This is a genomic window from Chitinolyticbacter meiyuanensis, from assembly GCF_008033135.1.
Taxonomy (GTDB): domain Bacteria; phylum Pseudomonadota; class Gammaproteobacteria; order Burkholderiales; family Chitinibacteraceae; genus Chitinolyticbacter; species Chitinolyticbacter meiyuanensis.
This window is the reverse complement of sequence record NZ_CP041335.1, coordinates 3377602-3400578: the sequence shown is the minus strand read 5'-3', so window position 1 is coordinate 3400578 and position 22977 is coordinate 3377602. Positions and strand designations below refer to the sequence as shown.

Genomic DNA, 22977 nt, shown 5'->3' with positions numbered 1-22977 from the left:
GGATACGGCATGAGCCTGAGCAAATTGCGGGCGAGCTTGAAATGCAAGCCGGGGATGGACCGGTGGAGCGGCATCACGCTGCTGCTGGTGGTGAACCAGGTGGTCGCCGCCTTGCTGATCGGCACCAATCCGCATGTCGGCGTGCTCGACAACCTGATCATCGCCAATGCGATCGGTGTTTCGATCTGGTGCGGCTATGGCGTGCTCGAACTGGTGCCGCGCCTGCCGCGCCTGGCCATGCACCTGATCGCCGTGCCGATCGGCATCTGGATCGGCTTCAAGCTTGCGGCCTGGCTTGGCGTGTACGACGTGACGCACCTGCTGGTGAACCCGCTGGCGCAATGGCGGCTGCTGCTGAGCTGCATGGTGATCGCGGTGGCCGCCACCGTGGTGATCTCGCTCTCCATCCGCAATGCCGAATACCGCGTCGAGCTTGCGGCCGAGCAACAGCGCGCCAGCGAAGCGCGCGCCGCCGAAACCGATGCGCAGCTCGCCCTGCTGCAGGCGCAGATCGAGCCGCATTTCCTGTTCAACACGCTGGCCAACGTGCAAAGCCTGATCGCGCAGGATCCGCCACTGGCGCAAACGCTGCTGGGGCATCTGAACGGCTACCTGCGCGCCAGCCTCGATCGCACCCGCAAGTCGGTATCGACGCTGGCGGACGAACTGGAACTGGTGTCGGCACTGCTCGCCATCGGCCAGATCCGGTTGCAGCAGCGCTTGCGCTACCGGCTGGAGATCCCCGAGGCGCTGCGGGGTGCGCGCCTGCCACCGCTGCTGTTGCAACCCCTGGTGGAGAACGCCTTGCAACACGGCATCGAACCGGCGCTGGCGGGCGGCGAGGTGGTCGTCTCGGCCCGCCGCGACGGCGACTCGCTGTGCCTGCGGGTGGCCGACAGCGGTGCCGGCTTGGGGCAGTCCGCCGGTGGTGCCGGCGTGGGTCTGGCCAATGTGCGGGCGCGGCTTGCCAGCCTGTATGGCGGAGCAGGGCAGCTGGTGCTGCAGCCCAACAGCCCGAGCGGCGTGATCGCCGAACTGACCTTGCCCTACCGGGAGCCCTGATGCCGACCGCGCTGATTGCCGACGACGAACCGCTGCTGGCCAGTCACCTCGCCAGCCGGCTGCAGCAGTTGTGGCCGGCGCTGGAGCTCGTCGCCATCGTGCACAACGGCATCGATGCTGTGGCGACGCTGGCGCAGTGCCAGCCGGATTTTGCCTTCCTCGATATCCGCATGCCCGGCCTCACCGGCCTGCAGGTGGCCTCGGCTGCCGGCCGCACCCGGGTGGTGTTCGTCACCGCCTACGACGAATACGCGCTTGCCGCCTTCGCCGCCGCCGCGGTCGACTACCTGACCAAGCCGGTGGACGACGTGCGCCTCGCGCAATGCGTGACCCGGCTGCAACAGACCGTGCGCCCGGATATCGATCTTGCCAGCCTGCTGGCCCAGCTGCAGCGCCCGGCCGCCCCGGGCCTCGCCTGGCTGACCGTGGGCCTTGCCGATACCACGCGACTCGTCCATGTGGATGAGGTGGTGTATTTCGAGGCAAGCAACAAGTACACCGACGTGGTCACCGCCAGCGAGCGCCACCTGATCCGTACCTCGCTGAAGGAGCTGCTGCCGCAGCTGGCCCCCGATCGTTTTGCCCAAGTGCACCGCGGGCTGATCGTGAACCTCGCTGCAGTGGCGCGGATTCAGCGCGATCTGTTGGGGCGGCAGTTCATTCACCTGAAGCAGCGCAGCGAGGTGCTGCCGTTGTCGCGCAGTTTTGCTGGGCAGTTCAGGCAGATGTGAGAGGGCGTGTTGCTGCCTGCGGCGCGGTGTTTAGATGCCGGTTCCGCCCGGCGGATCGCGTTCTTTCTCGTTTCCCCCGAGGATATGCCACGATATGCAATGCGCTGCCAGCGTGGCCGGGGTGTTCCCCTCTTTGGCGCAAGGAGGGAGGGGGGATTTGGCGGGATGAACCGCTGTTGTTGAAGGCGGGAGCGACTGCCGGAAAGGCTGGGTTTTGCACCTGCGGCGCAGGGTTTGATGCGCGTTCCGCCGCGCCCACGGGTTCATTTCTTTTGCTTCGCCAAAAGAAACGAACCAAAGAAAAGGCGACCCCGCATCCGCGCCCCTTCGGGGTTCCCTCGCTGCGGACAATCGAGGCGGCGCCTGCGGGACTCGGCCTGCGGCCTCAAACATCCTCGGCGAAACCCCGCCCCGCTTGTTCCTCGCGCGGCGCTCCTGAGGGGAATTCGGGTGGCGTGCGAGGATTGTGCTTGTGGCAAAACGCAAGACCTGACCATCATCCTCATTGCTAGCGAAAAATATTCGCTGATAGCGAAAAAAATTTGCATTGTGGCCCTGTGGCGTTATACTGCCGTGGCAAGTGGGTAAAACAGAGATGTCCTCGAACGTAGTTTTGAGCTTCGGCTCGCGGCGGGAGCTGTCGTTCCGTCAAATTTATCAACGGTCTCAATGCCGCCGCGCGCCGCGTGTGACGCGATGGCCCGGACTGCTAACCTGATCGCTGAGGGCTGGCGATCAGTCAATTTGTGATAAAGGGGGTAGGTCGAATTCTCTGTCCTTAAAAAAGAGCGAGGGGGGAAGGCATAGTGCCTTCCACGTCAGTCAATCGATTGACGCTTTTTTAAGGAAATTTGTAATGAAACCACCATTTGCAGTTCGACCTGCGCGTAGTAAAGACGTCCGTAAACAGAAATCTTGTAGTTTCCCTTGGATGAGTAGGCTTAAATCAGGGGCGGTTTTCTTAGTAAAAGGTGCTCTGCGCTTTTTGCTTTTAAGACCCGAGGGATGGAAGTGGATGACGGTGCATATCCCAGAAGCTTGGGGGTGGGTAGCCGATAAGGCCCCTCACATTACCGGCTTCATCGAGGATTTGTTTAGCTAAGCTACGCCCCCCTCACTTTTGAGGCTAACATGGTATCCGATGCTTTAAAGCTGATACGAACGTATCATCGCCTTAGTCAAACTGAGTTGGCTGGGCGGCTTTCTATCTCTACTTCCTATTTGTCTGAACTCGAATCTGGGAAAAAGGAGCCTTCACTAGATATTTTGCAGCGCTACGCAGATTACTTCAAAGTTCCGTTGTCCTCATTGGTGGTTTTTTCTGAAACGTTACGTGGGGAGCATAGTGTAAGTAAGGCAAGGCAGTTTATATCTAGAAAAATGCTCAAAATTCTGGAGTGGGTTGCTGATGACTCAGAAAAAAAAGACGGGGACTCCCCAGCAGCATAGATACACTATTGATCGTTCTCCGCTGTTTGGTCTTTCGAGTAAAAAGCGACTTTCAGAATTGCTTGGAGTGGAGTTAAGGCTAATTCGCGATGTTGAGAAGGCTGGCCTTACGAGACAGTATAAGATTTTTGTTGATAGAAAGAGCCGGCGGTTCATTTGTCAGCCGGTCGATGAATTAGAAAAAATACACCGCCGACTATTGAAATATTTGATTCGAATAGCGCCCCCCAGTTATGTGCATTCTGCGATCAAGAGCCGGTCTTATAGATCAAACGCTAATGCTCATTTGTTGAATGGACCAGTTCTTAAGATCGATATCAAAAAATTCTTCCCGTCGATCAAGTATGATCGAATTCACTCCTTTTTCTTTGATACGTTCAAATGTGCACCCGATATTGCGACTATTCTGGCGAAGCTCTGTGTCGTTTGCTCTAAAAATCACGGCGTTCATATTCCAACGGGTAGTTGCTTGAGTCCGGCGATCTCCTATTTGGCGAACATAAAAATGTTTGATCGTATAGCAGAAATCTGCGCCAAAGCTGGCTGTAGATTTACTTTGTATGTGGACGATATAACTATCTCCGGAGCAAAGGCAAATCATCAACTTTTAGGCGAAGTTGCTAGTGTGATATTTCAGCGTGGTTATAAATATCACAAAACTAACGTCCAGCAGAGTGGCCATGCTTTGATTACCGGTCTTGTGGTGACGCCTCAAGGCTTGAGGCTACCTTTCAAGCGTGTGAAGAAGATTCGCGACCTTTCAGAAACATTGTTTGCTGCATCCGTGCTAAATCTAGCTCAGGCGCGCAAGAGGGAGATATTGGCAAGTTTGGTGGGGTGTCTATCAGAAGCTGAGCAAATTGAGTCGCGGTATAAGTTGATCCGTGCCAGGATTGTCGAAGAACACTGTGACACGTGGAATGAAATTGTAAAGAATCGTACTAAGAGGGCTGCGTTGAAACGGCAACAAGCCACGAGAGCGGTTATTCCTCCGGCAATGAAAAATTGTACTTCTAAATGACTGCTAAAAATGCCTAGCGCGTTACACGGCGTTGAGTGATTTTTTAGAATATGCTGCTTGCATACAGTTCGAGCCCCTTAGGAGCGCCGAGCGAGGAACAAGCGGGGGGGGCCGAGGATGTTTGAGCGAGCAAAGCGAGTAAGTCCCGCAGGTGCCGACTCGATTGTCTACTGGAGGGAACCCAAGGGCGTGGGTGGAGGTATGCTTTCAGCAGTTTCACGCTTTGGCAGCCATATTAGCGCGCGGTTTCCTCCCCTTTGCCAAGCGCCGAAGGAGTGGAGCGAGACCTAGACTCGCGACCGACTGAGGGTAGCCCGGAGGGCCGCAAGGCGGGTCACGCCCAAGCTTGGCGGCTTTGCCGCCTAGCGACGCGCGATGCAGAGCACGCCTTTTCTTTGGTTCGTTTCTTTTGGCGAAGCAAAAGAAATGAACCCGTGGGCGCGGCGGAACGCGCATCAAACACCGCGCCGCAGGCGCTAACACTATTGATCTGCATTCGAAGCAATCACCAACAAAAACGGCAGCCCATCCACGAGCCGCCGTTTTTACATATGCGCAAAACCGATCAATCAGGCCAGCACAGCCTCAATGTCCCCATCAATCGCAATCGTGTACTTCTGCTCGGTATCGACAATCGCGCGGCCATCGAACTGGGCCACCTTGTAGATGGTGCCGAAGCTGAAGGTCGGTGCTGCTGCCCCCTGGCCGCCACAGACTTCGGCGCCGCGGCGCACGTTGTCGGCCATCCAGCCCGGCAGGCGCAGGTGGTAGGGGTTGCGTTCGACTTCGCCCACGTGGCAAGCCAGCGCCGCGATCAGGTCGGCGGTGTCGGTGTTGCCGGTGGCGATCAGCGCATTCGGCTTTTCCATCTGGCGCCAGAATTCGGACAGGCCTACCACGCAGCGGTGGCCGACCTTGGCAAGCGCATCGACCACCAGGTAATGGGTACCGATATGGGCCGAGTGATAGTCGTTGTCGTGCGGGAACACGCACACGGTGGGCTTGTATTCCTCGATCAGCTTGGCGATCACGTCCACCTTCTCGGCCCAGGCAGTCGGGTCGGCGTCGCGGGTCTTGGTGCCGACGCTCATCAGGCCGCCGGGAATGGTTTCGCGCAGCTCCCAGCCGAGCAGGTCGCAGGCGTTCTTCAATTCCACCCAGCGCTCGGGCTGGCGCTTCAGGTTGGAGCCCTGGGTGACGGCGATGTTGACCACCCGGAAGCCCGCCTCGCGGCCGAGGCGCAGCGGCAGCGCGCCGATGATGCACTCGTCGTCCGGGTGCGGGGCGAAGATCATCACTACCGGCGCATCGGCGGCCAGCTCCGGATTCGGCGGCAGGTTGAGGCCATCGATGCTGGAAAACAGCGGGCCGGGCGTTTGCAGCAACGTATCGTGGGCGGCAACGAGATCGAGGTAGGGATTGCTCATTGAAGGGGGCTCCGTGGGAACGCGGCGCGAGGGCCGCTTGATGCTGGCGAGTATAGGCGCTTTGCCGGGCCCGACCAAGGCGGCGCGCGGCCTGGCACGCCCGATACCGCACTCTAGCCCTTGCCTGGATCGCTGCCGCTGATCTGGCACAAGCCGGCCCCGGACTCACGGTGGCGGTGTGCCAGCGGCGGATCGCCCGGGCAGAGGGCATAATGCAGCGATTTCTTTCAGGATCCAGGGCTCATGTGGCAGTACTTCGGCGGTTCATTCATCGTCACCGCGCTCGGGCTTGCCGGTGCATTCGCCATCGGCGGCTGGACGGGCCTGTGGGTGGCTTTCAACCTGGCGCTACTGGAAACCAGCTTGTCCTTTGACAATGCGGTGGTGAATGCCTCGGTGCTCAAGCACTGGGACGAGAAGTGGCGTCGCCGCTTCCTGGTGTGGGGCATGCTGGTGGCGGTGTTCGGCATGCGGGTGGTGTTCCCGCTGGTGATCGTTGGCGTGATTGCGGTGATGGCGCCACTGCCGGGGCCGGTGTCGCTCTACGAGTGGCTGACCACAGGCAGCTGGCCCGCCAGCGATGTGCTGTCGATGGCCATCGTCAAGCCGCATGAATACGCCAATATCCTGCAATCGGCGCATATCGAGGTCACCGCCTTCGGCGGCGCGTTCCTGATGCTGGTGTTCTGGAACTTCTTCCTCGATCACGAGAAGAACGAGCACTGGTTCAAGCCGGTGGAGCGTGTGCTCGCCAAGCTCGGCAAGCTCGACATGGCGGCCATCCTGCTCTCCATCCTGGTGCTGCTGGGCGTGGCGCACCTGCTGCCGGAGGCCGATGGCTACCGCTTCCTGATCGCCGGGCTGTGGGGCGTGGTGGTCTATGTGGCGGTCGACGGTGTGGGCAGCCTGTTGGGTGACGACAACGCCGCCGCCAAGACCGGCTGGGGCGGCTTTATCTACCTGGAAATCCTCGATGCCTCGTTCTCGTTCGATGGCGTGCTTGGTGCCTTCGCGCTGACCAAGAACATCTTCCTGATCGCCATTGGCCTCGGCATCGGCGCCATGTTCGTGCGCTCGTTCACATTGCTCCTGGTGTACAAGGGCACGCTGTCGTCGCTGCGCTATCTCGAGCACGGCGCATTCTGGGCGATCGGCGCCTTGGCGGCGGTGATGCTGCTGGCGGCGCGCTGGCATATCCCCGAGGCGATCACCGGCGGCATCGCGGCGGTGCTGATCGTGCTCGCGGCCATCCATTCCTGGTGGGTGAACAAGCGTGAATCGTCGCTGCGCGGGCCGGTATAGGCCGCAATGAAAAACGCCCCGGTCAGGGGCGTTTTTCATGGTGCGGTCAGGGCTGTGGTTTTTCCGGTATCGGCTCGCCCCGCGTCTTGTAGAGCGAGTACAGCACGCCGGCTGCCAGCAAACCGAAGGTGACCACTAGCGAGATCACCGACGGGATCTTGATCTGCAGGTACACCAGCGCGATCTTGATGCCGATGAAGATCAGCACGATGGCGAGCGCGTACTTCAAGTAGTGGAAGCGATGCACCATGGCTGCCAGCGCGAAGTAGAGCGCGCGCAGGCCCAGGATGGCGAAGATGTTCGACGTGTAGACGATGAACGGATCCTGCGTGATGGCGAAGATGGCCGGGATGCTGTCCACCGCGAAGATCAGGTCGGCCGCTTCCACCATCAACAGTGCCAGGAACAACGGCGTGGCATAGCGCCCGGCCGCGAGGCCCACCTTGCTGCCATCGACGAAGAAGTCGTGGCCGTGCAGCTTGGGCGTCATCTTCAGGTGCGATTTGAGGTAGCGGAACACGCGGTTCTGCTCGATGTCGGTCTCTTCATCCTTGGAGAACAGCATCTTCACGCCGGTGAACAAGAGGAAGGCACCGAACACCAGCAGGATCCAGCTGAACTCGTGCACCAGCGCGGCGCCCAGGCCGATCATGATGGCGCGCATGATGATGGCGCCGAGAATGCCCCAGAACAGCACCCGGTGCTGGTACTCACGTGGCACCGCCAGGCTGGTGAAGATCAGCGAGATCACGAACACGTTGTCCATCGACAGCGATTTCTCGACCAGGAAGCCGGTGTAGTAGTCCATGCCGGCGCCGGCCCCTTTCTGCCACCAGACGAAGCCACCGAAGGCAAGACCGGCCGCGATGTAGAAGGCCGAGAGCTTCAGGCTTTCCTTGACCCCGATCTCGCGGTCGTCCTTGTGCAGCACCCCGAGGTCGAAGGCCAGAAGCGCGATCACCACCACGGCGAACACGCCCCATATCCATAATTCGGTCATCTTGATCCCTGTTATCGTTACGTTGTGCCGCCCCCTGTGGCGGCGAGGAACAGATAGCCCAAAACGCCCAGAGTTCCCCAGATGTTCATCGACAGCCACTGCCACCTGGATGCCCCGGAGTTCGACGCCGACCGCGATGCCGTAGTGGCGCGGGCACGAGCGGCAGGCATCGTCCAGCAGGTGGTGCCCGCCATCACCGTCGCCACCTTCGAGCAGACCCGCACGATGCGCGACCGCTACGGTACTGCACTGGCGTTCGGCCTGCACCCGATCTACATCGCCGAGCACCGCGACGAGCATCTCGACGTGCTGGCTGAATGGCTGCGTCGCGAATCACCGGTCGCCGTCGGCGAGATCGGCCTCGATTTCTATGTAGAAGGCCTGGACGCTGCGCGCCAGATTGCCGTGTTCGAAGCGCAGTTGAAACTGGCGCGCGATGTCGATCTGCCGGTGATCGTGCATATCCGCCGCAGCCAGGATCAGGTGCTCAAATACCTGCGCAAATGGCAGGTGCAGGGCGGCATCGCGCATGCCTTCAACGGCAGCCGTCAGCAGGCCGATGAGTTCATCAAGCTCGGTTTCGCACTGGGTTTCGGCGGGGCGATGACCTACAGCGGCTCCAAGCGGATTCGCAAGCTCGCCGCCGAGTTGCCGCTCGAAGCCATCGTGCTGGAAACCGATTCGCCCGATATCGCACCAGCCTGGCTGGCGGGTTCGCCGCCGGGGCGCAATGAGCCGGATCAACTGCCGCGTATTGCCAGCGTGCTGGCCGAGTTGCGCGGCTGCGATGTTGCCACGATTGCGGAGCAAACCCGCGCTAACACGCTGCGCGTGCTGCCGGGCTTGGCCGCAACGCTGGCCTGACGCCCTTACGCCAACACGCGCCGCACGTCGGCCAGTACCGCGCCCACCGTGTCCCGTGCCCGTGCGTTGCCCGCATCGAGCACCGCCTGCAGCGTGGCGCGATTCGCGGCCAGTGCCGCGCGGCTCTCACGCACCGGGGCCAGCACCCGCTCGGCGCAATCGATCAGGTGTGCTTTCACCACGCGCTCGGACAAGCCGCCGCGGCGAAACTTGGCCTTGAGATCGTCGACGAAGGGCAGATCGTGCTCGAATACGGTGAGCAGCTGGAACAGCGGATGGCCGTCGGTTTCGCGCGCGGGCAATCCCACCTGCGTAGCCGACGGCAACGCGGCGATCACTGCGGCGATGGCGTCGGCGTCGGCGGTGAACGGGATATCGAGCGCGGTACGCGGTGCGGCGAACGGCGAGCGTGTCGGCAGCAGCGCCTGCGCCTCGGCCAGCAGCGAGCGCCCGGCGCGCGCGTTGACCGCACGGATCAGGTGGTTGGCATCGGCCAGCGTCGTGGCGGAGGCCGCGTGGGCAGACACCAGTTGCGGCTGCAGGCCGGCGAGCAGCGTGGCGGTGGGGGAGGCTGGCGTTGGCGCGATCGGCTGCAGCGCACGCTGCAACGTGGCGAGCTCCGGTACCGCGCGGCGATTGAGCAGGGTGACACGGGTCGGGTCGATGCCGACGGCGAGGTGATCGGCAGCCAGATCGAGCACCTGCTCGTCGGTCTCGCCGTCGAGCAGCAGGTACTGGTTGTGGCGATCCTGGAAGAACAGCCGCTGGCGCAGCGTGCTGACGAGGTGGCCCAGCGTGAGGGGGCCGATGTGGCGTTCGGCGCAGAGGATGGTGGCTTGCATGATGATCGGTTCCCTTTTGTTGTCGGGCCACCGATCCGCCGGATGTTGGGGTATCCCCCAAAACAATCATGCCGCCTGGATCGGCGGCATGGTGTTCAAACGTACCCTGTCCGCCCCTTAGCGATAGGAGCGGTACCAAAACGCCGAGCGGCGCGTGAGGGACAGGGAGGCGTTTGCGGTCTTCATGATCTGGACTGTGCGCCTTGCTAGGCGGCACCGGCTATTCGGGATTACCCGTAGCGGTATCCATCACGAAGCGCATGGACAGGTCGACCGCCGTCACATCCTTGGTCAGCTTGCCGACCGAGATGCGGTCGACGCCGGTTTCGGCGATGGCGCGCAGCGTGGTCAGATCGACGCCACCCGAGGCTTCCAGTACTGCGCGGCCGCCGTTGCGGCGCACCGCCTCATTCAGATCGGCGAGGCTGAAGTTGTCGAGCAGCACCGAGGGGGCACCGGCGGCCAACGCCTCGCCGAGCTCCGTCAGATTCTCCACCTCGATCTGCAGCGTGACATGCGCTGGTGCGATGGCGCGGGCTGCGGCGAGCGCCAGCGCGATGCCACCGGCGGCCATGATGTGGTTTTCCTTGATCAGGATGCCGTCGTAGAGACCTACGCGCTGGTTGGCCCCCCCCCCGACGGTGACGGCGTACTTCTGCGCACGGCGCAGGCCCGGTACCGTCTTGCGCGTGTCGTGCACCACGGCACGGGTCCCCGCGACGGTGTCGGCGTAGATGCGGGTGGTGCTTGCCACCGCCGACAGCAGCTGCAGGAAATTGAGCGCGCTGCGCTCGGCAGTAAGCAGGGCGCGGGCCGGGCCGACGATCTCGCACAGCTGCGTGCCGGCTTTGACCTGTGTGCCCTCGGCGACTTGCCAGCGCACGCACGCACGCGGGTCCACCTGACGGAAGCATTCGTCGAACCACGCGATGCCGCAGATCACCGCGTTTTCGCGCGCGATCACCGTGGCGCGGCCCTGGCGTTCCGGCGCAATCAGCTGCGCAGTCCAGTCGCAATCGCCGACATCTTCGGCAAGGGCGCGGGCAACGTCGGCGGCGATCAGGTGGGGCAGCGGCAGCGTGGGCATGGCGTATCGGCGGGCGAGGGAACGGCCGCCATTGTCCGGCAAGCGTTGCGTATTGTCAGCCGGGCCAGCGTAGCGGCGCGATGGCGACGGTTAGTTCACTTACGATACGGGCCAGCGCAACAGCGTCATCGCCCTCGGCACGCAACGTCAGTACCGGCGTGGTGTTGGACTTGCGGATCAGGCCGAAGCCATCCGGATACTCGATGCGCAGTCCGTCGATGTCGCTCGTCGAAACCGCTGTCGGGAAAGCGGCGGTGGCGAGGATGCGGGTGAGTTCGGCGGCGGCATCGGGCACTGCCAATTGCAGCTCGGGTGTGCTGTGGCAAACCGGCAGCCGGGCGAACCCGGCATCGAGATCGAGCCCGGCGCCAACGAGGGCAGTGAGCCGGGCCGCGGCATACAGCGCGTCGTCCACATTCCAGCCGGCGAAGGCGTAGTGGCCGGACAATTCGCCTGCCAGCAGCGCGCCGCGCGCCTTGAGCTCGCGCTTCATATGGGTGTGGCCGGTGGGGATGGCGACGCAATGCCCACCGGCTGTGGCTACGCAACGGGCGACCAGGCGGCTCGATTTCACATCGTGCAGCACCAGCGCGCCGGGCTGTTGCGGCAACAGCGCCTGGGCGAACAGCGCCAGCAGCGCGTCACCGGGCACGATGGCGCCCTGCACGGTGACGATGCCCAGCCGGTCGCCATCACCGTCGAAGGCGAGGCCCAGATCGGCGCCGGTGGCGGCCACGCGTGCGATCAGGTCGGTGAGGTTGGCCGGGTCTTGCGGATCGGGGTGATGGTTGGGGAAATGGCCGTCGACCTCGCAATACAGCGCGTCGACCTGATGCCCCAGCGCTTGGAACAGCGCCGGCGCGATGGCGCCGGGCACGCCGTTGCCGCAGTCGATCACCAGCTTCAAGCGCCGTGTCTGCGGCACCGCGGTGCAGATGGCGGCGGTGTAGGCCGATGCGATGTCGTGCTTGGTGCATTGGCTGGGTTGTGCTGCTTGGCTTAGTTCACCGGCAACGATGCGCTGCGCCAGCGCCTGCAATGCCGCGCCGCCGATGGCTTCACCACCGATCATCAGCTTGATGCCGTTGTAGTCCGGTGGATTGTGACTGCCGGTGACGACCGCGCCGCAGCCGTCTGCCAGCTGGCTGGCGCCAAAATACAGGACCGGCGTGGCGGCAAGGCCGAGATCGATCACCGTGATGCCGCTGGTGGCCAGTCCGTCGACCAGTGCAGCGGCAAGCGCCGGGCTGCTGAGCCGGCCGTCGCGCGCTACCGCATAGCGGCTGAAGCCACGTTCCTGCGCCAGCGTGCCGATGGCCTGGCCGATCAACTGTGCTGCGGCTGGCGTCAGCGCGTCGGTGCGCGCGCGCACGTCGTAGGCCTTGAACAGGCGAAGGTCGATGTCGGGCATGTCAGGCCTAAAGCTTGAGTTTCAGCGGCAACGTCGTTGGGGGTTACAGAACTAGAGTGACCAGCCCTGAAGTCGGGCCAGCATTGCGAGCAACCGGGGAAGGTCTTGGCGTGCCGCAGCGATGAAGTCTTGATCAGCAACGGTTACACCGGAGAGCTCAATGTCTTCGCCCGAGGTCTGTATAAAATTGGAGCCGCAAGTATGGTCGCGTCCTTCTACGAATGACGTCCATGGTCCTGGAGAGGCCGCCTCGCAGCGATGCATGATGTCGCGTGCTTCCTGTTCAGTGATGTCCGGTACAACTTCCGGCGATCTTTGCGTAACGTCTTTTTTCTTCATGAGTCAGCTTCGCAGCGGTGCGTGGTGCTGGAAGAAGCGCATCAGGATATTGGGCAGCCAGATCAGCTTGCCCGGTGGCGGGCCGGAAACGAAGCCGACGTGGCCGCCTTCCTTAGGCCGCAGCAGCATCACCATGTCCGACACCTCGTGTTCCTCGGGCAGGCTGGCGGGGGGGATGAAGGGGTCGTTCAGCGCGTGCACCATCAGCGTGGGCAGGGCGATCTCCTTGAGCAGCGGCTTGCTGCTCGCTTCCGCCCAATAGTGCTCGACACCATGGAAGCCGTGCAGCGGTGCGGTGACGAGGTCGTCGAATTCGCGCAGTGTGACGGCGCGCTTGACCCGCTCGCGATCGATGAAGGGGTTATCGGTGATCTTCAGTTTTTCCAGCGTCTTGCGCCGCATGGTGCGCAGGAACTCGCGGGTGTAGATCTTGCGATTGATGCCGTTGTCGAGCGCGTCGCCGCAGGCGGCGAGATCGACCGGCGCGCAGATGGCGGCGGCGGCAGCAACATAGGCATGCGCCCGGGCGCCGGTCTCGCCCAGCCATTTGAGCAGCGCATTGCCGCCGAGCGATACGCCGACCGCGTAGATCGGCACATCCGGATAGCGCTGGCGTACCCGCCCCAGGATCCAGCCGATCTCGGCCGAATCGCCGGCATGGTAGGAGCGCGGCAGCCGGTTGGGCACGTTGCCGCAGGAACGGAAGTGCGGCACCACGCCGCGCCAGCCTTTGGGATACAGGTACTGGAACAGCGAGCGCGCATAGTGGCTGGCCGAGCCGCCCTCCAGGCCGTGGAACATCACGACGATGGGCGTGCCGGCGCGGCCGTCGACCCAGTCTGCGACAACGGTATCGAGATCGGGCGTGACCCAGGCTTCGCGCCGGTAGCGCAGGTGGCGCCGCCACATGAACATGGCCGGGTAGATGGTCTGGGCATGGCCGCCCGGCAGCCAGCTGGGCGCACGGTAGGGCGGCAGTTCGAGTCGGTGTTCGCGGTGCATGACGGCGGCGGTTGCAGCAGTGCACACAGGCTAGCGGATGCGGCGGCGGCGGGGAAGTGAGCTGCGCTTCGCCGTCGCGCGCGGCGCACAGCTGTTGTGGGTCGTTGTTGCCATTGCTGTCGCTTGTCGCGGACGGGCGCGAGCGGCACAGTGGCGGTGGTTGTTGCCGAGATACTGCCATGCCCACGCTATCCGCCCTCTATCGCTATCCGCTCAAGTCTGCCCACGGCCATGCGCTGAACGTGGCCGAGCTCGCCGAGGTCGGCTTGCCCGACGATCGGGCGTGGATGGTGGCCGAGCCGAGCGGGCGCTTCGTCACCGGCCGGGAGCTGCCGCAACTGGTGACGATCCAGGCCGAGGCCGACGACACTGGTCTTGCGCTGTCGGCGCCCGGCCACGGCCAGGTGTATGCACCGCGCGCGGTGTTTTCCCAGGGCCATCCGGCCCACGTATGGGGCACCGACTTCGGCGCGTGGCACGGCGCGGACGAGGCGGATGCCTGGCTGTCGGCCTTCCTCGGCCGGCCGGTGCGGCTGCTATATACCGGGGAGACACAGCGACGGGTGAAGCACTTTCCCGATGCCCCGGTGTCGTTCGCCGATGGCTATCCCTTGCTGGTGATCGGTAGTGCCTCGCTGGCGCAGTTGTCGGCCTGGGCCGGCCAGCCGTTCGAAATGGCCCGTTTTCGACCTAATCTGGTGATCGACGGTGCAGATGCTTTTGCCGAGGATGGCTGGACGCGCATCCAGGTGGGCGAGGCGGTGGTGCGCTTTGCCAAGCCCTGTGGCCGCTGCGTGTTCACCACGGTCGATCCCGAGACCGGCGTGAAATCACGGGACCAGGAGCCGATCCGCACGCTGGCGCGGCACCGCAAGCGCGACGGCGAGGTGGTGTTCGGCATGAACGCCATCGTCGAGAAGCCGGGGCGCATCGCGGCTGGCGATCCGATCACGCTGCTCGAATGATCTTGCCTGGGTCGTTGGCGGCGTTCTTTGCTAGCTACCGTGCGGCCTTCGATGCACTCGATGGCGAGGCCGTGGCGACGCACTACCATGAGCCATCCGGCATCGTCACCGCCGAGGGCTACGTGCACTGGCCCAAGCGTGCTGACGCGTGCGCCAACATGGTGGCCCTGTGTGCGTTGTATCGCGAGCAGGGTTATGCCACTGCTGGATATGAGCTTGTCGCGTATCTGCCACAGGGGCTGCACGGCGCCTTCGTCACGCTGGCTTGGCAGATCACCCGCCGGGATGGCTTGCCGCCTTGGCGCTTTCACACGGCCTACAACTTGTTGCACACGGCGGCAGGCTGGCATGTTCTGCTCTGCACCGCTTACGACGAACAGCGGCTGGACCGCTGATCCCCCACCCGCAACAGGAAGACGTTTCTACCATGGCCGGAACCAGCCTATTAGCCCTGATCGACGACATTGCCTCGGTGCTCGACGACGTTGCCGTGATGACCAAGGTCGCCGCGAAGAAGACCTCCGGCGTGCTGGGCGACGACCTGGCGCTCAACGCCGAGCAGGTATCCGGTGTGAAGGCCGAACGCGAGCTGCCGGTGGTGTGGGCGGTGGCCAAGGGCTCGTTCCGCAACAAGCTGATCCTGGTGCCGGCCGCGCTGATCATCAGCGCCTTCATTCCCTGGCTGATCATTCCGCTGTTGATGGTGGGCGGTGCTTACCTGTGCTTCGAGGGCTTCGAGAAGCTGGCACACAAGTTCCTGCACAGCCGGCACGAGGACGACGCGCACAAGGCCGAGCTGCACGCGGCGCTGGCCAATCCGGAAGTCGATCTCGTCGCGCTGGAGAAGGACAAGATCAAGGGCGCCATTCGCACCGACTTCATCCTCTCCGGCGAAATCATCGTGATCGCGCTTGGCGTGGTCGCCGGCAAGGCATTCGGCACACAGGCGGCTGTGCTCTCCGGTATTGCCATCCTGATGACGGTGGGGGTTTATGGCATTGTCGCCGCCATCGTGAAGCTGGATGACGCCGGCTTCTATCTCGCCGCCAAGGACAATGGTTTCCAGCGTGCGCTGGGACGCGGCCTGCTGGCGTTCGCGCCGTGGCTGATGAAGGCGCTGTCGGTGATCGGTACAGCCGCGATGTTCATGGTCGGCGGCGGCATCCTCACCCATGGCATTCCGGGTGCGCACGACCTGATCCATCATGCGGCTGAAGCGGTGCATGCGCTGCCCGCGGTCGGCGGCGTGCTTGCTGCCATTACGCCGACGCTGCTCGATCTGGTTGCCGGGGTGATCGCCGGTGCGCTGGTGCTGGTGGTGGTGAAGCTGATCGGCGGCGTGATCGGCAAGTTCAAGCGCTGAGCCTGCCCAGCCCAGCAAAAACGCCGGCTTGATGCCGGCGTTTTTTATGCCAGTTTCAGCCCTCGCGAAAGCGCAGCGTCGACAGTCGGGCTTCCAGGTCGTCAGCCACCACGGCGAGCTCGCGCATGTCGCCCAGCATGGCCTCGGTGCTGGCCATGTTCTGGCTAGCGCCTTCGCCGATGCTGGCGAGCCGCGCACTGATCTCGGCGCTGGCGTGGCCCTGTTCGTCGACTGCGGCGGCAATGCTCTCCATCAGTCCGTCGACGCGTGCGGTGGCGTGCGAGATGCGGGTCAGCGCCTGCGTTACCGTCGCGCCGTCATCGCGGCATTCGGCCACGTGGACCAGCGCGGCGCCCATGGCGTTCAGCGTGTCGTCCGAGCGGGCGCGGATGCTGCCCATGATGCCGTCGATGCGCTGGGTGGCCTCGGCCGTCTGCAGGGACAGCTTGCGCACCTCGTCGGCGACGACGGCGAAGCCGCGGCCGGTTTCGCCCGCGCGGGCGGCCTCGATCGCGGCGTTGAGCGCCAGCAGGTTGGTCTGCTTGGCGATGTCGCCGATGCTGGCGGCCACCTGCACGATCTGGGCGATGGCGCCGTCAAGCTCGCGCATCGCCGATTCGGTCTGGCCGAATTCGCTGGCGAGCGCATGCAGGCGCTGTAGCGTGGCTTCGCCGGCGGCATGGGCGGCATCCACTGCGCCGCGGGCCTCGCCGACCACACTGCTGGCCGCATCGGCCTGATCGGCGATTTCGCCAACCGCTTGGCGCAGCGTGCTGCTGGCACCACCGATATCGGCCAGGTATTGCGCCTGGCGGCTCGCCTCGCTGCGGGTGGCATCCGCCAGCTGGGTGACGTGGGCCGCTTCGCTGCGCGTTGTCACCGCGGCCCGCCGCGCTCCGGCCAGCGTACCGGAGAGCCGGTCGAGGAAACGGTTCTGCGCCCGAGCCAGCTCGCCGATCTCGTCGCCGCCCTCGCGCATGCGGCCGGTCAGGTCGCCGGCTTCCAGCCGCGCCGTGGCTTCGGCCATCGCGGCAAGCCGCAGGCGCAGCTTGCGGGCGAAATAGAGCTGACTCACCACGATCAGCAGTGCGGTCAGCGCCAGCGGCAGCAGCGTCGCGCTGACCAGCCGCGCCATGCGGCCGGCGATGGCATCTGCACTGCTGCGCGAGCGCGCCTGCGCCTCGGCCATGCTGCGCTCGATCACTTCGAGCACGGGTGCGAGATCATTGCGGTAGATCTGCTCCGGGATGCTGAGCGCGTCCTCGGGGCTCTCCGCCGAGATGGTGACGGCGCTGCGGTATTGCTGCAGATAGCGCGCCCAGCTGGCGGTGAGCGCCGCGTTCACCGGCTCGGCCGCCGGGCCGAGCAGACGGGTGGCTTTGGCCTGCGCTGTGGCCACGCTGTGCTCGGCATTCGCCAGCTGTGCTTCTGCATCCTGCATCAGTGGGTCGAGCCGAGATAGCTTGAGCATGGTGCCGTGCATGTCGGCCAGCACGGCTACCGCCTGCTGATGGGCGCGGTCGGCGGCGAAATCGTCGCGCAGCGTGGTGCTCTGCCAGGCGATCCAGGCACCGAGGCCGAGCAGGGTTGCCACGGTCAGCGCGCTCACGACCTTGAGCTGGCTGGCGATCTTCATATCCACTCCATCGGGATCTTGCGGGAGCGGGAAGAATATGAAGACTGTGTGACAAGTTCGTGATGACGCGCCGTCTATCGTCGTCAGGCGGTGTGGCTTGTCTGGGGGGGCGGATCGGGCAGGGAGAGGAGGGGGCGACGCGGCGGCTGGATCAGCCGGGCCTGCCGCCCCGGACGCTTTACTTGTTGCGGCCGTCGTAATGGGTGACGGCCAAGGCGTCGAGATCGATGTCCTCAAGGCAGCGCACATTGATGGCTGCCATCGGATTGCCCTGCGGATCGACGCCCTCGCCAAACGGGTGGATGCCGCACTCGGGACAGAAGCGGTGGCGGATCACGTGGCGGTTGAAGGTGTAGCTGGCGGCCTGATCGTCCGGCGTCAGCAGCGTGAGCGCGCTGCGTGGTACGAACCACATCAGCGCGCCCTTGCGTTGGCAGATCGAACAGTTGCACGACAACACGCCGGTGAGCTCGCCTTCGGCTTCGAAGGCCACCCGGCCGCAATGACAGCTGCCACGGTATTTCATCGTGATCTCCTCGTTGGATGCGGAGCGGCCATGCTATTCCTCGGCAAATGCCTTGGCCAGATGGCGCGGATTGTCGATCTCGGTGCCGCGTGCCAGCGCCACCCGGTACGCCAGCAACTGCAGCGCCACGCTGTAGAGGATGGGGTCGAGGTCGCGCAGCGAGGGCGGCATGCGCACGGTGTTGAAGTGCTCGCCGGCGGCCAGCGCGGTGTCGGACAGCACGAACAGCTCGCCCTGGCGCGAGCGTACTTCCTGCAGGTTGCTCAGCAGCTTCTCGGCATGGCGGTTCCAGGGCATGCACGCCACCACGGCGATATGGCGATCCACCAGCGCCAGTGGGCCGTGCTTGAGCTCGCCACCAGGGTGACCCTCGGCGTGCAGGTAGGCGACTTCCAGCATCTTCTGCGCGCCTTCCAGCGCGATCGGGAACTGCTGGTGCCGTGCGGTGTAGAGCAGCAATGTGCGCTCGGCAAGGCGATGCGCCCACTGCGCCAGTTGCCCTTCCAGCTGCAGCACGTCCTCGACCGCCTGCGGCAGATGGGCGAGGCCGGTCTTCACCTCCGCGAGTTCGGCTGGCGCCAGGTAGCCGCGCTGGCGCGCCAGTCCCTGCGCCAGCAGGTAGAGGCTCAGCAGCTGGGCAGTGAAGGTCTTGGTCGAGGTCAGCCCCACTTCGGGCCCGGCGGCGGTGCACAGGCTGAACTGGGCCTTCTGCGCCAGCGTGCTGCCGGCGTCGTTGGTAATGGCAAGGCTGTACAGCGCGCCGGCGCGTTGCGCCAGCGCCAGGCTGGCGACGGTGTCGGCGGTCTCCCCCGATTGCGAGATCGCGATCAGCAGCGTGTTCTGCGGCATCGCCACGTCGCGGAAGCGATATTCGCTGGCGTGCTCGACCTGGGCTGGCAGCCCGGCCAGCGCTTCCAGCCAGTAGCGCGCGGTGAGCGCGGCCTGATAGCTGCTGCCGCTGCCGACCAGGATCACCTGTTCCACGCCCGCCAGCAGGCGGGCGGCGTCTTCGTCGAGCAGGCCTGCCAGATCCGGCGCGAAGCCAGTCCGCCCCAGCGTATCGGCCAGCACGGCCGGCTGCTCCCGGATTTCCTTTTCCATGTAGTAGCGGAAGAAGTCCGGTGCGGCCTCGCGTCGGTCCACCCGATCCGGGGTGCGCAGTGCCGGCTTGCCGGCCACGTCGAGCACTTCCACTCGGCCGGGCTGCAGGCGCGCGACATCGCCGTCGGCGAGCTTGATCACCTGGGACGCGATGGCCGAGAGCGGCGCCAATTGATCCGCCACCGCGGCGCAATCGTCGGCGCTAGCCAGCAGCAGCGGCACATGTTGGCTACTGCAGACCAATTGGTCCGGCCAGAGCGTCGAGGTGGCGACGAAGGCATACACGCCTTGCATTTGTGCTGCGGTGGCCTGGGCGGCCTGCAGCAGATCGTGGGTGGTCGAGAGGTGCCATTGCAGCAGGTTGGCGGCCAGCTCGGCCGGGTAGAGGCTGCCGGCGCTGTAGCCCACGGCGGTCAGCACATCGGCGATCTCGTCGGCGTTGGTGATGGCGCCGCGCCAGACAAGGCCCAACTGCCCGTCGGCGACGGTGAGCGCATGCTGCTGCGGCAGCTCCCAGTCGAGGCGCAGCAGCGCCAGTCGGCCGGAGATCGGCAAGGGCACCGGCAGGCCGCGGCCCTGCTGGCGGACCAACTGCTCACCGTCGTGGGCGATCCAGCCAGTACCGCGAAATCCGCTGTCGCGCAGGCGGCTGAGTGCCGTGGTGGCGGTGCCGGCCGCGGCAGCGCGATGGATCAGACCGAAGAGATGGCTCATGGGCGTTTTCCGCTGAAGCTTGCTTCATCGTAGGTGGCGTCCTGCAAATTCGAAACCGCGGCCAAGCCCGGCCCGATGCGCCTTGCAGCGGGTGCCGCACATTGACTGGGCTTCGGCGTTTCCGCTATCGTCCGTGGATTTTCCCAGGCCCAGTTCCCCATGCCGAAAGCAGCCAAACCGCCCGAATCGTTCGAGGCCGGCTATGCCGAACTCGAAGCGCTGATCGGCGAACTCGAATCCGGCCAGCTGCCCCTCGAAGCCTCGCTCGCCGCCTATCAGCGCGGCCAGGCGCTGTTGCAGTTCTGCCAAGGCAAGCTTGCGGACGCCGAGCAGCAGCTCAAGGTGCTGGAGAACGGCGAACTCAAGCCGTTCTCGCCGGAGGAGGGCGCATGAGCGAATTCAAATCCTGGATGCAGGATGTTCAGACCCGCATGGAGACCACGCTGGCCAGCGTGCTGCCGCGCGCCGACCACCTGCCGGCCCGCCTGCATGGGGCGATGCGCTACGCGGTGCTCGATGGCGGTAAGCGGGTGCGCCCATTGCTGGCCTTCGCCGCAGGTGAGCTTACCGGCGCCGACCCTGCCCGCCTCGCCCACGTCGGCGCGGCGGTCGAGCTGATCCACGCCTATTCGCTGGTACATGACGACATGCCGGCGATGGACAACGACGTGCTGCGCCGTGGCAAGCCCACCGTGCATGTTGCTTTCGATGAAGCCACTGCCCTGCTGGCGGGCGACGCGCTGCAGACCGCTGCCTTCGACGTGTTGTCGCACCAGGTGCTGGCCGATCAGCCGGCGATCCAGCTCAAGATGGTCGGCATTCTTGCTCGCGCTGCTGGCAGTCTCGGCATGTGCGGCGGGCAGGGGGTCGATCTCTATAGCGTCGGTCAGAGCCTGTCGCTGCCCGAACTCGAGATGATGCACATCCTCAAGACTGGCGCGCTGATCCGGGCCGCCGTGCTGCTGGGCGCGCATTGCGGTGCGCCGCTGTCCGACGACGAGATGGCGCGCGTCGACCATTTCGCCAAATGCATGGGCCTGGCGTTCCAGGTGGTCGACGACATCCTCGACGAGGAGGCCGACACCGCCACGCTGGGCAAGACCGCCGGCAAGGATGCCGCCAACAACAAACCGACCTATGTGATGCTGCTCGGCCTCAAGGGCGCGCGCGACAAAGCCGCAGAGCTGCAGGCTGATGCCCGCGCGGCCCTCGCGCCATTCGGCGCCCGTGCGCAGCGCCTGTTGGACCTCGCCGACTATATCGTCGCCCGTAGCCATTGATTCCCATGACGATGTCCCTGCTCAACGCCATTTCCTGTCCTGCGGACCTGCGCCGCCTCGAACGCCGCGCGCTGCCGCAGCTTGCCGCCGAACTGCGGCAATTCCTGCTCGACAGCATCAGCCAGACCGGTGGCCACTTCGCCTCCAATCTTGGCGCCGTCGATCTCACCATTGCGCTGCATTACGTATTCGATACGCCGCACGACCGGCTGGTGTGGGATGTTGGCCACCAGAGCTATCCGCACAAGGTGCTCACCGGCCGGCGCGAGCAGATGCACACCATGCGCAAGCAGGGCGGCCTTGCCGGCTTTCCCAAGCGTGAGGAAAGCGAATACGACACCTTCGGCGTGGGCCACTCCAGCACCTCGATCGGTGCAGCGCTAGGCTTTGCCGAAGCGGCCAAGCTCAAGGGCGAGGAGCGCAAGGCGATTGCCGTGATCGGCGACGGTGCGATGACTGCCGGCCAGGCGGTGGAAGCGCTGTTCAACGCCGGGCATCGCGATGTCGACCTGCTGGTCATCCTCAACGACAACGAGATGTCGATCTCGCCCAATGTCGGCGCATTCAACAACTACCTGGCCAAGCTGCTTTCGGGCAAGTTCTACAACGGTTTCCGCGACGTGTCGGGCAAGGTGCTCGACAAGGTGCCGCCGCTCAAGGAGCTCGCCAAGAAGGGCGAGGAGCATGTGAAGGGCTTCTTCTCGCCGGCAACGCTGTTCGAGGAGCTGGGCTTCAACTACATCGGGCCCATCGACGGCCACAACCTCGACGCGCTGGTATCCACGCTGTCCAACATCAAGCAGCTGTCGGGCCCGCAGTTCCTGCACGTGGTCACCAAGAAGGGGCAGGGCTACAAGCTGGCGGTGGATGATCCGGTCAAGTACCACGCGGTGACGCCGTTCCAGCCCGAGAACGGCATGGCCGGCGGCAAGGCGGGTGGCAAGGTCAGCTACACCCAGGTGTTCGGCGACTGGCTGTGCGACATGGCTGCCGCCGACGAGAAGCTCGTCGCCATCACCCCGGCGATGCGCGAGGGCTCCGGTCTCGTGCGCTTCGAGCAGGAATATCCGGCGCGCTACTTCGATGTCGGGATTGCCGAGCAGCATGCAGTCACCTTCGCCGGTGGCCTCGCCTGCGAAGGCCTCAAGCCGGTGGTCGCCATCTACTCGACCTTTCTGCAGCGTGCGTACGACCAACTGATCCACGACGTGGCGCTGCAGAATCTCGACGTGACCTTCGCCATCGACCGCGCCGGCCTTGTTGGCGCTGACGGCCCCACGCACGCCGGCTCGTTCGATCTTTCCTTCCTGCGCTGCGTGCCGAATATGGCCGTACTGGCGCCCAGCGACGAGAACGAATGTCGGCAGATGCTGGTGGCTGCCTATCGTCATGTCGGCCCGGCAGCCGTGCGCTATCCACGCGGCAACGGCCCCGGCGTCGCGCTCGATCCCGCACTGACCGGCGTGCCCTGGGGCAAGGGCGAGATCCGACGCCAGGGCAGCCAGGTCGCCATCCTGTCGTTCGGTACCGTGCTGGCCGGTGCGCTGGAGGCCGGCGAGGCGCTGGATGCCACCGTTGCCAACATGCGCTTCGTGAAGCCGCTCGATATCGAGCTGGTGAAGCAGCTGGCCGCGGATCACGCGCTGCTGGTCACGGTCGAGGAAAACGCCGTGATGGGCGGTGCTGGCAGTGCCGTGCTGGAAGCACTGTGCGCCGCCGGCATCAATGTGCCGGTATTGCAGCTGGGCCTGCCGGACGGCTATGTCGATCATGGCGAGCAGAAGCAGTTGATCGCCGATTGCGGGCTGGATGCGGCGGGTATCGAGGCGGCTGTCCGGCAACGGCTGGGTTGACC

The 22977-nt window shown here is 64.4% G+C and carries 22 protein-coding genes; 12 read left to right on the top strand and 10 right to left on the bottom strand.

From position 1 onward, the window contains the following. Nucleotides 1-9 precede the first annotated feature (9 nt). From FLM21_RS16275 to FLM21_RS16255, 4 genes are all read left to right on the top strand, one after another. Nucleotides 10-1062 (top strand): sensor histidine kinase, encoded by a 1053-nt coding sequence (locus tag FLM21_RS16275; RefSeq protein WP_187359942.1) that lies wholly within the window; start codon nucleotides 10-12, stop codon nucleotides 1060-1062. Beyond that, nucleotides 1062-1793: a LytR/AlgR family response regulator transcription factor gene (locus tag FLM21_RS16270; RefSeq protein WP_148716577.1), complete on the top strand. Its 732-nt coding sequence runs from the start codon at nucleotides 1062-1064 to the stop codon at nucleotides 1791-1793. The genes FLM21_RS16275 and FLM21_RS16270 overlap by 1 nt, the downstream gene beginning before the upstream one ends. 1131 nt (nucleotides 1794-2924) lie before the next feature. Next, entirely contained in the window at nucleotides 2925-3242 is a 318-nt protein-coding gene (locus FLM21_RS16260) for a helix-turn-helix domain-containing protein (protein WP_148716576.1), read from the top strand. After that, entirely contained in the window at nucleotides 3202-4263 is a 1062-nt protein-coding gene (locus FLM21_RS16255) for a reverse transcriptase family protein (RefSeq protein ID WP_148716575.1), read from the top strand. The genes FLM21_RS16260 and FLM21_RS16255 overlap by 41 nt, the downstream gene beginning before the upstream one ends. A gap of 569 nt (nucleotides 4264-4832) precedes the next feature. On the opposite strand, the gene FLM21_RS16250 is transcribed toward FLM21_RS16255, so the two are convergent. Beyond that, complete coding sequence (locus FLM21_RS16250; RefSeq protein ID WP_148716574.1) at nucleotides 4833-5690, bottom strand: PIG-L deacetylase family protein; 858 nt, start codon at nucleotides 5688-5690, stop codon at nucleotides 4833-4835. Nucleotides 5691-5933: 243 nt separating this feature from the next. Here FLM21_RS16250 and FLM21_RS16245 point away from each other — a divergent pair, with 243 nt between their 5' ends. Then, nucleotides 5934-6992, top strand: coding sequence for a DUF475 domain-containing protein (locus FLM21_RS16245; RefSeq protein WP_148716573.1), 1059 nt, complete (start codon nucleotides 5934-5936; stop codon nucleotides 6990-6992). 46 nt (nucleotides 6993-7038) lie between these two features. Here FLM21_RS16245 and FLM21_RS16240 read toward each other — a convergent pair whose 3' ends face one another. Continuing rightward, nucleotides 7039-7992 (bottom strand): TerC family protein, encoded by a 954-nt coding sequence (locus tag FLM21_RS16240; protein WP_148716572.1) that lies wholly within the window; start codon nucleotides 7990-7992, stop codon nucleotides 7039-7041. Nucleotides 7993-8073: 81 nt separating this feature from the next. On the opposite strand from FLM21_RS16240, the gene FLM21_RS16235 reads away from it, so the two are divergent. Then, nucleotides 8074-8856: a TatD family hydrolase gene (locus FLM21_RS16235; protein WP_148716571.1), complete on the top strand. Its 783-nt coding sequence runs from the start codon at nucleotides 8074-8076 to the stop codon at nucleotides 8854-8856. 5 nt (nucleotides 8857-8861) lie between these two features. Here FLM21_RS16235 and FLM21_RS16230 read toward each other — a convergent pair whose 3' ends face one another. From FLM21_RS16230 to FLM21_RS16210, 5 genes are all read right to left on the bottom strand, one after another. Then, on the bottom strand, nucleotides 8862-9698 hold the full coding sequence (locus FLM21_RS16230) for a hypothetical protein (protein ID WP_148716570.1): 837 nt from the start codon (nucleotides 9696-9698) through the stop codon (nucleotides 8862-8864). 220 nt (nucleotides 9699-9918) lie between these two features. After that, a complete protein-coding gene (nadC, locus tag FLM21_RS16225) occupies nucleotides 9919-10785 on the bottom strand; it encodes a carboxylating nicotinate-nucleotide diphosphorylase (RefSeq protein WP_148716569.1) in 867 nt (288 codons plus the stop codon). 55 nt (nucleotides 10786-10840) lie between these two features. After that, complete coding sequence (locus FLM21_RS16220; protein ID WP_148716568.1) at nucleotides 10841-12196, bottom strand: phosphomannomutase/phosphoglucomutase; 1356 nt, start codon at nucleotides 12194-12196, stop codon at nucleotides 10841-10843. Nucleotides 12197-12247: 51 nt separating this feature from the next. Further along, nucleotides 12248-12535: a hypothetical protein gene (locus tag FLM21_RS16215; protein WP_148716567.1), complete on the bottom strand. Its 288-nt coding sequence runs from the start codon at nucleotides 12533-12535 to the stop codon at nucleotides 12248-12250. A gap of 3 nt (nucleotides 12536-12538) precedes the next feature. Beyond that, nucleotides 12539-13537: a YheT family hydrolase gene (locus FLM21_RS16210; protein WP_148716566.1), complete on the bottom strand. Its 999-nt coding sequence runs from the start codon at nucleotides 13535-13537 to the stop codon at nucleotides 12539-12541. A gap of 179 nt (nucleotides 13538-13716) precedes the next feature. Between FLM21_RS16210 and FLM21_RS16205 the strand changes: the two genes are divergently transcribed. Genes FLM21_RS16205 through FLM21_RS16195 form a run of 3 tightly spaced genes read left to right on the top strand, consistent with a single transcriptional unit; the run spans nucleotide 13717 to nucleotide 15865 of the window. Beyond that, entirely contained in the window at nucleotides 13717-14502 is a 786-nt protein-coding gene (locus FLM21_RS16205) for an MOSC domain-containing protein (protein WP_148716565.1), read from the top strand. After that, a complete protein-coding gene (locus FLM21_RS16200) occupies nucleotides 14499-14897 on the top strand; it encodes a DUF6841 family protein (RefSeq protein ID WP_148716564.1) in 399 nt (132 codons plus the stop codon). Before FLM21_RS16205 ends, FLM21_RS16200 begins: the two co-directional genes overlap by 4 nt. A 32-nt stretch (nucleotides 14898-14929) precedes the next feature. Continuing rightward, nucleotides 14930-15865 carry a DUF808 domain-containing protein gene (locus FLM21_RS16195; protein ID WP_148716563.1) on the top strand — a complete coding sequence of 312 codons (936 nt, stop codon included), beginning with the start codon at nucleotides 14930-14932 and terminating at the stop codon, nucleotides 15863-15865. 55 nt (nucleotides 15866-15920) lie between these two features. Here FLM21_RS16195 and FLM21_RS16190 read toward each other — a convergent pair whose 3' ends face one another. The 3 genes from FLM21_RS16190 to glmS all read right to left on the bottom strand — a co-directional run bounded on the left by FLM21_RS16190 (nucleotide 15921) and on the right by glmS (nucleotide 19842). After that, on the bottom strand, nucleotides 15921-17501 hold the full coding sequence (locus FLM21_RS16190) for a methyl-accepting chemotaxis protein (protein ID WP_187359941.1): 1581 nt from the start codon (nucleotides 17499-17501) through the stop codon (nucleotides 15921-15923). A 178-nt stretch (nucleotides 17502-17679) separates the two neighbouring features. Continuing rightward, the gene (locus FLM21_RS16185; RefSeq protein WP_148716561.1) at nucleotides 17680-18027 is read right to left on the bottom strand and encodes a GFA family protein; all 348 of its coding nucleotides are present in this window, start codon (nucleotides 18025-18027) and stop codon (nucleotides 17680-17682) included. 33 nt (nucleotides 18028-18060) lie between these two features. Beyond that, on the bottom strand, nucleotides 18061-19842 hold the full coding sequence (glmS, locus tag FLM21_RS16180; protein WP_148716560.1) for a glutamine--fructose-6-phosphate transaminase (isomerizing): 1782 nt from the start codon (nucleotides 19840-19842) through the stop codon (nucleotides 18061-18063). 159 nt (nucleotides 19843-20001) lie between these two features. Between glmS and FLM21_RS16175 the strand changes: the two genes are divergently transcribed. Genes FLM21_RS16175 through dxs form a run of 3 tightly spaced genes read left to right on the top strand, consistent with a single transcriptional unit; the run spans nucleotide 20002 to nucleotide 22975 of the window. Next, nucleotides 20002-20235, top strand: a complete 234-nt coding sequence (locus FLM21_RS16175) for an exodeoxyribonuclease VII small subunit (RefSeq protein WP_148716559.1) — start codon at nucleotides 20002-20004, stop codon at nucleotides 20233-20235. After that, nucleotides 20232-21122, top strand: a complete 891-nt coding sequence (locus tag FLM21_RS16170; protein ID WP_148716558.1) for a polyprenyl synthetase family protein — start codon at nucleotides 20232-20234, stop codon at nucleotides 21120-21122. The genes FLM21_RS16175 and FLM21_RS16170 overlap by 4 nt, the downstream gene beginning before the upstream one ends. An 11-nt stretch (nucleotides 21123-21133) precedes the next feature. Then, nucleotides 21134-22975, top strand: a complete 1842-nt coding sequence (gene dxs, locus FLM21_RS16165; protein ID WP_148716557.1) for a 1-deoxy-D-xylulose-5-phosphate synthase — start codon at nucleotides 21134-21136, stop codon at nucleotides 22973-22975. Nucleotides 22976-22977: the final 2 nt, after the last annotated feature.